Below are 10,085 nucleotides of genomic sequence, written 5' to 3' on the forward strand. Positions count from 1 at the left end.
CATCATGTCAGGCAAGCAAACGGAAGGAGGAGACCGCCCGGTGACTATTGCTGCGATACTGGTTGGGCTTGTCGCTTTGGAGCATGTGTACTTCCTGATTATGGAGATGTTCCTGTGGACGTCTCCCGGTATTCGGAAATCCTTCGGAACGTCGGCAAGCTTCGCAAGGGATTCGCGTCCGCTCGCCGCCAACCAAGGACTGTACAACGGTTTTCTCGCTGCCGGGTTAGTCTGGGGAATGCTTCATCCGATTGCTTCGACCGGATATGAGATTCAGACTTTCTTCCTCGTCTGCGTGTTGATCGCGGCTATTTTCGGAGGCCTGACCGTGAAGAAGTCGATTCTATACGCGCAGGGGATCCCCGCCGCTGCCGCATGGTTAGCCGTCATGATTGCTTGGTGAAAATTGAGCAGAGGCAGGCTTGGATGGGCTGGGATGATTGAGATGGAATGGTTCGGGATGGGCTGAGCAGAGATGATTGAGATGGATTGAGATGGATTGAGATGGATTGAGATGGATTGAGTTGGAATGGGCTGGGCTGAACGTTGGAAAGGGAACTGGATTGAATAAGCTTGATTGAGGATGATGGAACCTGCAGATTGTGCTGGAATGAAGCTTGCCCTTGCGCAGAAACTTGCGAGGGGCAGGCTTTTGTTTTTTGCTTGAGTCGCCAATCGGCTCGAACGAGCGCCCTAGTTCCAAATTTTCAACACTATACTCACCATCTGAGCTCGAACTATCGCCATAGCACCAAATTCTAACATTATACCAACCATCCGAGCTTAAATGAACGCCACAGTTCCAAATTTTCAACACTATACCCACCAACCGAGCTTGACCCAAGCTATAGTGCCAAATTCCAACGCTATACCCGCCATGCGTGCTCGAAACAGCGCTATAGTGCCAGAATCCAACGCTATACCCGCCAAGCGTGCTCGAAACAGCGCTATAGTGCCAAATTCCAACGCTATACCCGCCATGAGTGCTCGAAACAGCGCTATAGTGCCAAATTCCAACGCTATACCCGCCATGTGTGGTAGCGTCAAGTAGTCTGTGTAGTAGGTTTTTCCATCGGGACGATGGATAGAAAAAATCAATTTGTTTAAGGTCGTGTGACTTGAGGCGCGTAGCTCAAGCGAAGGCGCGGGAGCTACCGCTTTATGTCCTTTGTCTTGAATATTTCTCAGTGTACATCTTCTCAAATGCTGCTTTGGTGTCCGGGTCTACAAAGCCTCGAATTGCTCTTCCGCACCATTTCTCATTGTAGTCTAGGGATTGGAGGTAGATGATTTTCTCTGCTGCTTCAATGTTAGTTAGACTATTCATTGGCTTCAGGCGCTTGCGTAACTCTTTGTTCGTCCGTTCAATGGGGTTCGAAGTGTAAATCGCAGGTCGTGTGAGTGCTGGGAACTTGTAGAAGGTCAGTAACGTCGGGAGTTGTTCCTCCCACGACTTCACTTCCTTCGGATATTGCTTGCTCCATTTGGCTTTGAACCCATCGAAGACCGCCAAAGCTACATCGCCATCGAATGCCGTGTATACACCCTTCAAATCTTCGAGAAACTCGGTTTTATCGTTGACTCGAATTTTTGGAAAGGTACTTCTCACTTTATGGACGATACAATGCTGCACATCGGCTTGAGGATACACTGCTCGAAAAGCTTCCTCAAGTCCAGGTAGTCCGTCAAAAACGCCAACTAGCACTTCGGTTGCTCCGCGGTTCTTTAAGTCAATTAAGACCTCTTTCCAAACGTTAGAACTCTCTTGGCCACCGACGTAAAATCCTAGAATTTGACGTATCCCTTTCTCGTCGATACCCATGACCAAGTAAACAGCCTCGCTACTGACTGTATTACGTTTGAGCTTAACATAGAGCCCGTCCAAATAGATAACGGAGTAGCGTTTCTCTAGCGGGCGCTTCTGCCACTGTTCGATGTCCTCCATAACCGTCTGAGTAATGTTACTGATGGTGGTCGGAGAATACTGAGTACCGAACATGCTCTCGATGAACTTGGCAACTTCGCGTGTGCTCATTCCGCCTTTGTACATATAAATGATGGCCTCTTCCAACCAGCCTTCCCTACGTTGGTAGGGTTGGAACAAACGTGTTTGAAAAGTCCCTTTACGGTCGCGAGGAACTTGGAGTTCGTTTATGGTTCCGTAACGGGTTTGGAACGTACGCTTGTAGTGACCATTACGACTGTTTCGCTGATCCTGTTGCTCGTTAAGCATGTAGTTCTTAATTTCTTCACGCATGAGCAGTTCTAGTTTCTCCTGCAACAGCTTTTTTACAGCATTTTCAAGTAGATTGTCGTACGCATTTTCGGATATAGTAGTCATCGAGTAGGGCTCCTTCTTGGTGATGTCGTAATCCCGAGGATACCCTACTTTTTTGTTGCCTGTTAAGGCTCCAAATGTTGGTACACAGACTACTTTACATCATCCCATGTGTGCTCGAAACAGCGCTATATTGCCAGAATCCAACACTATACCCACCATGCGTGCTTGAACCAGCGCCATTGTGCCAGATTCTGATACTATATCAACCAACCTCCCCTGATGTCCTCCCCCCTAAAGCTCCAGAATGCCCTTCCTTAACTCCTCCTCCTCAACTCACCTCAACTTATTCCAACGCTCTCGAAGCCGCCCCGAAAGCTACAAAACCACCCTCTAATCCTTGTTTGCTCCATACTCAAGTTTTCCTGAGCAAAAGGGATAACCGAATGATTTTACGCCGGAACAACATCGTTGATTTAGTATAACAATCGTTAATCGCTTGAGTAGAAAAGGAATTCGACATCCCGTAGCATAAAGATACAAACATTATGAAGATGGTGATGAATTGAAAGGCGACACAACTTCTCCGCTGTACGACAAAGAGACTCCGTCTCTGCCACGGAATACCCGCAAGGAAGGTACCGGGGTATGGAGCAGGTTCTTCCGGCAGTGGGACTACCAACTGATGATCCTTCCGTCTCTCGCGTTCATCATCGTATTCAGCTACATCCCGATGTGGGGCGTTCTGATCGCATTTAAGGAGTACAACTTGTTTACCGGATTCGGAGCGAGTCCGTGGGTCGGATTCGACCATTTCCGAATGTTCTTCGATTCTCCGGAATTCTGGAACATCATGCGCAATACGCTGGCCATCAGCTTGCTGAAGCTGCTCATCGGCTTTCCCGCGCCGATCTTTCTGGCCCTCATGCTCAACGAGGTGCGGAACATGGCCTTTAAGAGAATCGTGCAGACCGTAACCTATATTCCGCATTTTATATCCTGGGTAGTCGTCTCGGGTCTCGTCTTCTCCATGTTGGCGGTGGATAACGGTCCGGTCAACGGCGTGATGCAGAAGTTTTCCTTGATCGAGAATCCGATCAACTGGCTATCGGTGCCGGAGTACTTCTGGGGCATTCTCGTCTCGGTCGGGGTATGGAAAGAGATCGGTTTCGGCTCGATCGTCTACATGGCCGCCATAGCCGGAATTAATCCGGAATTGTACGAAGCCGCGGCAATGGACGGAGCCAACAGGTTCAAGCAAATTTTCTTGATTACGATACCGAGCATCTCGCCGGTTATTATCATCTTCTTGATTCTGGGAGTAGGCAATATTCTGAACGCGGGCTTCGAGGATATCATTTTAATGACGAAAAACCTGTCCAACGGAATCGTCATGCCATACGCGGAAGTCATTGATACTTACGTATACCAAATGGGGATTAACAACCAACGTTATTCTTACGCGACGGCGGCCGGGTTGTTCAAATCGATAATCAGCGTCATGTTATTGTTCATCGCGAACGGGATTGCCCGTCGCTTAGGGAAAGCAAGCCTATGGTAAGACAAGATCATCTTCAGGAAACGGAAGCGATAAGATGAAATTCAACTTCTCGGACAAGGTCATGCAGACCATCATATACTGTTTGCTCATCGTGTTGGCTTTCCTGACGTTCTATCCTTTCTGGAACTCCCTCGTCATCTCGTTCAATACGGGGAGCGACACTTCCACGGGGGGCATTACCTTCTGGCCTAGGTCTTTTACTCTGGAAAACTACGAAATCGTATTCAAAGAAAAGCGAATCTTCAATGCTTATTTGGTAACGATAGCCCGTACGGTTATCGGGACGCTCGTGTCCATGTTCTTCACGGCTCTCTTCGCATACGGCTTATCCAAGAAGGGGATCGTGTTCAAGAAAGGATACATGATTATCTGCATCGTCACGATGTATTTCAGCGGGGGATTGATCCCTTACTTCGTTCTCGTGTACAACCTGAATTTATATAACACGTTTACGTTTCTGATCATTCACGGTTTAGTTAACGTCTACAACATGATTATTTTCAGAACGTTCTTCCAAGAGCTGCCCGACGGTTTGGAGGAATCGGCCCGCATTGACGGGTGCTCGAACTTCGGCGTGTTCTTCCGCATCGTGTTGCCGATATCGGGGCCGGTCGTGGCGACGCTGGCGTTGTTCACGGCGGTAGGCTTATGGAACGACTGGTTTACTCCGGCGGTATTCATCAGCAACCAGGATTTGATTCCGCTCCAGACGTTGCTCGTGCAGATCGTTAACGCGGGGCAGACGGCTACGCTAATCGCGAACCTGAACACCTATGCGGCGAGCGCGGTCCAGAATTCCGTTACGGTCAAGGCGCTGCAGATGGCGACGATGATGGTCGCGACGTTGCCGATTCTCTTCGTCTACCCGTTCCTGCAAAAATATTTTGTTAAGGGCGCGCTGGTAGGGTCATTGAAAGAGTAGTTTGCGGTTATTCGCGGGGTCAGCATGCGACATCCGCTTATGACATATATAATGTGATTATTAGAGAGGGGAAAGTACATGAATTTCAAGAAGAACGCAAGCCTGATTACCGGCAGTTTACTTACGATGAGCTTGTTGCTATCGGCATGTTCCGGTAACAACAATAACAGCAGTAACAGCAGCCCCGCTGCTTCCCAGCCGGCTAGCTCGGCTGCAGAGAGCCCATCGGCTCCCGCTTCTGAAAGCGCTTCGCAATCCGCGGCGCCGGAAGGCGACGTACAATCGAAAGTGAAGCCCGTGGAATTTTCCTTATTCGTTAACTATGATTGGTATACCGCTCCGACATGGGAAGAACGTCCTCATGCGAAGTGGATTACCGACAACCTGCAAGTCACGCTGAAACCCGTTCAATCGAACGGCGCGGCAGCTCAGAAGCTGAACACGATGATCGTAGCCAACGAGCTGCCGGACGTCATCGTGCTGGATAAGGGCAAAGACGTTGAACGTTTACAGCAAGCCGGTAAACTGGTCGCGCTCGATCCATATCTTGAGAAGTATCCCGAGTACGTGGAAGTCGTCGGAGAGCAAACATTGAACATGCTCAGAAGCAGCGACGGCAAGCTATACCAATTGCCGAATTGGTTCATCAACGGCGACAAAGGAAACGGAAACGCGGCTTACCTCGTGGAGAAGAAAATCTATAAGGCGCTTGGATCTCCAGCATTGGAAACATGGGAAGATCTCGAAGCTTACCTGAAATTAGTCAAGGAGAAATATCCTGACGTCGTTCCGCTTGACTTCGGCGAAGTTCGCGGCGAAGGTACGGACGTGCAAATGATGGGCATGCTTTACAGCGGCGCAGGCGAAAACTTGACGGGCGCATTCATCTCCCCAGGCGGTAACTACGGTATTCCGAACGGCAACGCTTTGACTTCCATCTATCAGGATCAAGCGTTCAAGGACACGGCTCTGTATAGCAGCAAGCTGTTCCGCCAAGGATTGACGTCCAGCGACATGTTCACGCAAACCCGGGATCAGATTCTCGAGAAATTAAAAACGGGTAAAATCGCTGTATTCGGCGCTTACGACGCAGTCGTCGAAGGGATCGGCCGCGAAGCGAACAACCAGCTTAAAGCCAAAGATCCGGAAGACGGATACGAGGTCGTATGGCCGTTCCACAAGAGCGGAGTCGACAAGAACAAAGTATTCCCGTCCGGATTTAACACCCTTGGTTGGAACGTTAACGTCATTACGACGAGCGCCAAGGATCCGGAAGCGATCTTCTCTTATTACAACTGGGCATCCAGCCCGCAAGGCCAGCAAATTCTCTTCTTCGGACCTCCGGGATTGTTCTACGATACGGTAGAAGACGGAGTGCCGATTCCGAACGATGCTTATATCAATCGAGATCCGAAGAAATACGACGAATTGAAAATCGGGGAATTCAACTGGAGCGGAAACACGGCTTACGTGGATTCCACGAAAGGCAAACGGGAGAAGCTGTTGCCGCTGGAAGCGCAAGACTGGACGACGGTCGGCCAAGCTAACGTTTCGTTCGTAACGTCCATGGACGTTACCCAGTACTCTAACCTGGAGCCGGCTCCGAACTCCGAGGAAGGGATCATCTTGCAACGTCTCAGAGACATGCATAAGCAGCTGATTCCGAAAATCTTCTTCGCGAAGAGCGACGAGGAAGTGTTGAGCCTTATCGACAAAGCCGATAAAGAAGCGACGAAAATCGGTTACGACAAAGCGCTGAAATGGAAAACGGACGTATGGCAGGCCAACCTGAAAAGCATGCAAGCGCAATAGAAATGCACCTATAACTTAGCGTTTAGAGAGGGTATACTCAATATACCCTCTCTTTTCGCCATGAAGGAGCGCATATTCCAATGTATAGAGCCGTATTGGTCGATGACGAGAATTACGACTTGGAAGGTTTACGGCAATTGATTCCGTGGTCCGAGCTGGGAATCGAAGTCGTGTGCAGCGAGAACCGGTCGATAGCGGCCTTAAGCTATATCGATCAACACCCGATCGATATTCTTGTAACCGATATCAAAATGCCGGTATTAACCGGATTGGAGCTATCCCGGAAAGCGCTGGACAGAAATCCGGAGCTTAAAACGATCTTCATTAGCGGATACCAGGATTTCGAATACGCCAAGCAAGCGCTTGATCTCAAGGCGGACGGTTACCTCCTGAAGCCCGTAGACGATGACGAGATCGTAGACTTGCTGCGTAAAGTCGTGGCCGAGATCGACGATACGCGTAAGAAGAACGAAGAGCAGTCCCATTTCACCGAATCGTTCGCGTTCATCAAGAGCGATTTTCTCCAGCATCTGCTGGAGGGGAGAATCAATCAAGAGGCTCTGCCCGCTTTCTTGGCTCGTTATCCGCTTAATGTCCCCGCAAGTCAAGCTAACGCCGTCGTGATCGAGCTGGACGACGTGTTGTGGAAGAACAAGCAAGCGCCCGATGCGGGGCATGCGAAGCTGCTCGGTGCAACCGCGCTTATCGTAGAATATATCGAGTCGCGTATGCTGGGACCTTGGTGCGCGATCTCATCTTCTCAGATCGCCTTGATCTTCAGCGGCGAGCCCTCGCGATTGGAGGAAGTGTTGGACGAGCTTCACGCTTACGTAGCCGACCGATCGACGTTCACGCTAACTTCCAGCTACGGCGAACCGGCCGCGTTTCCGGAAGGGATCGCGCTTTCGTATGCGCAGGCGAAGGAACTGATCGGCAATAAAATGTTTATCGGCAAAAACCGGGTCATCCCACCGAAGCTAGCCAGGCTGCGGATCGTTAAAGACGCCAAGGACTTAAACGTAATCTTGGACGCGATGTTCGCGGCGGTCGCCAACTATGAGCTTGTCAAAATCTGCGATTGCATGGACGACCTCTTCGACAACGTGAGAACTTTCGAACACCCGGTTAAAGTGTACAGCTTCTCGATTCATATCGCGTCCAAGCTGGAGGCGTACTTAAATACGGTAAAGGAAACGTACGAAAGCTTGTTAGGCTGGGAGTTCGAGCATCTGGACGTGATCCGGCAATTCGAGACGGTCGAAGACATCAAATCTTGGCTCCGCAAGACGTTGTTTGAGATTTCGGAACGATTGTTCTTGAAGAAACAGAGCAAGAGCCGACGCCTGATCGAGCCGATCGAGCAGTACATTCATGTTCATCTGGCCGAGGAGCTCACGCTCAGGGAAATCGCGAACAAGTTCTCGTACTCCGCGAATCATATGGGTTATTTGTTCAAGGAGCAGACGGGGGAAAGCTTTAACGAATATTTGGTTCGCAATCGGATGGAGAAGGCGAGGAGCCTGCTGCAGGAGCCGACGCTTAAAATCTACGAAGTGGCCGATCAGGTCGGATACAAAAGCCTGGCTTACTTCAGCAGATTGTTTCGGGAGCACTACGGAATTACTCCGGGAGACTATCGAAAGCAGAGTTGATAACCTTGTCCAACGCGACCCATACCTCTACGACGAAGTCGAATGGCGCCTATATTCCTCTACGCTATAAGCTGCTGTTCTCCTATCTTATCCTCGTCCTGACTCCCGTTATCGTTATCGGGAGTTATTCTTACGTGTCATCGGTCCGATCCAGCGAAGAGCATACCCGCAGCAATCTCGAGATCGCGGTCAAGCAGATCGGCAGCAACGTGGATTACAGGCTGGCGGACGTCATTCGCGGCTCCGACGATATTTTCACGGATCAGGCCTTGTCTAGAATTCTATCGGGTTATTATCTGGATTACGAGAAATATACGATTACGACCCAGTATATTATGCCGAAGCTGGAGTCCGCCGTGAATTTACCGATCCTGGACACGAAGCTGTCGGTATTCCTAAGCAATAAGAACATTAGCGAGTTCTACTATATTAGCGAATTTTATTTCGACGATCAGAACGGGAAGGGTCAGGAAACCCAGGGACGGCAATATTCTATTTTTCATATGGACCGGATCGTGGATAGGGATTGGTACAAAACGTTGCCCATGACCTACGAAGCCAAGACGTGGAAGCAAATCGAAGACGACGTCGAGAAGGGCGGCATTTCGTTCCTCCGTCCGATTATCAATTACGAGACGCTTTCTCCCATTGGGCTCATCAATATGAACGTCAAGCTCAAAGATATTTTCTACGACGTGGATTTTACGAAACTGGGCGACAACAGCATGCTGTTCGTCATCGACGGCAACAATCATCTCCTATACTCAAGCTCGCGGACGGATTTGAATCCGAATTTATTATCGGTAGCTAAGGACGGTTTCGTAGGCGCTCCGGATGACTATATGCAAATCAAACAACCGATAACCAATATGAACGCCAGCATCGTAGCTTGGATACCGAATTCATCGTTTCAGGAAAATTCCGAGCAGGTTCGCAATTTGACCATCTTGATCTGCATGGTCAGCTTGATCGTGATGACGATCATTAGTTGGGTGATGTCGCGGTATTTCTCCAAGCGTTTTATGAAATTAATCCGCTCTCTCAAGGCGTTCAAGGAAGGAGACTTCCACAAGCGAATGGTCGTTCCGGGCAACGACGAATTTTCGCAGATCGGCGATGCCTTCAACGATATGGCCTCCAACATGGAGAAGCTGATCGACGAGGTCTATTTAAGCAAACTGGAGAAAAAGGAAGTCGAGCTGCAGGTGCTCCATTCGCAGATGAATCCTCATTTTCTGTACAATACGTTCTCGTCTATTAGCCGTATGGCCAAGCTGGGCGAGATCGACAAAATGCACGAGATGGTGCGCGGGTTGGCTAAGTTCTACCGCTTGTCGTTGAACAAGGGGGAGATGATCATCTCGATCGACAAGGAAGTACAGATTATTCAATCCTACGTCGATATTCAGAGAATCAAATTCGCGGATCGGATCATCGTCGAATACGACATTGACGAGGAAACTTTAGGATACGACACGATCAAGTTCATTCTTCAGCCGTTCGTCGAGAACGTGCTCGAGCATGCCTGGTACGACGACGAGATCCATTTGTTCATCCGCGTCGCTCTGGAAGGCGAAGAGATCGTCATGGAGATTCGCGACAACGGAATCGGAATGAAGGAGGAGACGATCGAACAGGTACTGGACCCATCCGAGAAGGGGGTTGGCTACGGCATTCGCAATGTCGATCAGCGGATCAAGCTGCAATTCGGCAAAAGCTACGGCGTATCCATTACGAGCTCGATCGGGGAAGGGACGACGGTGCGGATTCGGTTTCCGAGATACGCGAAATAGTGACAGTAGGGTATTAAGAGCCGTTAGTTAGGAAAAAGAACAATCGATTGCGGAATAAACCCGTGAT

General features: G+C 49.6%; 7 protein-coding genes. 6 read left to right on the forward strand and 1 reads right to left on the reverse strand.

Features of this window, described 5'->3' with window-relative positions; genetic code table 11:
• The first annotated feature begins 4 nt into the window (after window positions 1–4).
• Complete coding sequence (locus HH215_RS27695; protein WP_169282834.1) at window positions 5–403, forward strand: DUF1304 domain-containing protein; 399 nt, start codon at window positions 5–7, stop codon at window positions 401–403.
• A gap of 756 nt (window positions 404–1,159) precedes the next feature.
• Here HH215_RS27695 and HH215_RS27700 read toward each other — a convergent pair.
• Window positions 1,160–2,341 carry an IS256 family transposase gene (locus HH215_RS27700; protein ID WP_169282835.1) on the reverse strand — a complete coding sequence of 394 codons (1,182 nt, stop codon included), beginning with the start codon at window positions 2,339–2,341 and terminating at the stop codon, window positions 1,160–1,162.
• 622 nt (window positions 2,342–2,963) lie between these two features.
• Between HH215_RS27700 and HH215_RS27705 the strand changes: the two genes are divergently transcribed.
• From HH215_RS27705 to HH215_RS27725, 5 genes are all read left to right on the forward strand, one after another.
• Window positions 2,964–3,839, forward strand: coding sequence for an ABC transporter permease (locus HH215_RS27705; protein ID WP_169284606.1), 876 nt, complete (start codon window positions 2,964–2,966; stop codon window positions 3,837–3,839).
• Between the two features lie 34 nt (window positions 3,840–3,873).
• Window positions 3,874–4,761, forward strand: coding sequence for a carbohydrate ABC transporter permease (locus tag HH215_RS27710; RefSeq protein WP_169282836.1), 888 nt, complete (start codon window positions 3,874–3,876; stop codon window positions 4,759–4,761).
• A gap of 78 nt (window positions 4,762–4,839) precedes the next feature.
• Entirely contained in the window at window positions 4,840–6,573 is a 1,734-nt protein-coding gene (locus HH215_RS27715) for an extracellular solute-binding protein (RefSeq protein ID WP_169282837.1), read from the forward strand.
• An 80-nt stretch (window positions 6,574–6,653) separates the two neighbouring features.
• On the forward strand, window positions 6,654–8,225 hold the full coding sequence (locus HH215_RS27720; RefSeq protein ID WP_169282838.1) for a response regulator transcription factor: 1,572 nt from the start codon (window positions 6,654–6,656) through the stop codon (window positions 8,223–8,225).
• Between the two features lie 5 nt (window positions 8,226–8,230).
• Window positions 8,231–10,018 (forward strand): cache domain-containing sensor histidine kinase, encoded by a 1,788-nt coding sequence (locus HH215_RS27725; RefSeq protein WP_169282839.1) that lies wholly within the window; start codon window positions 8,231–8,233, stop codon window positions 10,016–10,018.
• Window positions 10,019–10,085 lie beyond the last annotated feature (67 nt).

Source organism: Cohnella herbarum (assembly GCF_012849095.1).
In the GTDB taxonomy this organism is placed as follows: domain Bacteria; phylum Bacillota; class Bacilli; order Paenibacillales; family Paenibacillaceae; genus Cohnella; species Cohnella herbarum.

Excerpts from the sequence above, each read along its gene's own strand:
- HH215_RS27695 (WP_169282834.1), top strand. The coding sequence starts at position 5 with ATGTCAGGCAAGCAAACGGAAGGAGGAGACCGCCCGGTGACTATTGCT.
- HH215_RS27705 (WP_169284606.1), top strand. The coding sequence starts at position 2,964 with ATGATCCTTCCGTCTCTCGCGTTCATCATCGTATTCAGCTACATCCCG.
- HH215_RS27700 (WP_169282835.1), bottom strand. The coding sequence starts at position 2,341 with ATGACTACTATATCCGAAAATGCGTACGACAATCTACTTGAAAATGCT.
- HH215_RS27715 (WP_169282837.1), top strand. The coding sequence starts at position 4,840 with ATGAATTTCAAGAAGAACGCAAGCCTGATTACCGGCAGTTTACTTACG.
- HH215_RS27710 (WP_169282836.1), top strand. The coding sequence starts at position 3,874 with ATGAAATTCAACTTCTCGGACAAGGTCATGCAGACCATCATATACTGT.
- HH215_RS27720 (WP_169282838.1), top strand. The coding sequence starts at position 6,654 with ATGTATAGAGCCGTATTGGTCGATGACGAGAATTACGACTTGGAAGGT.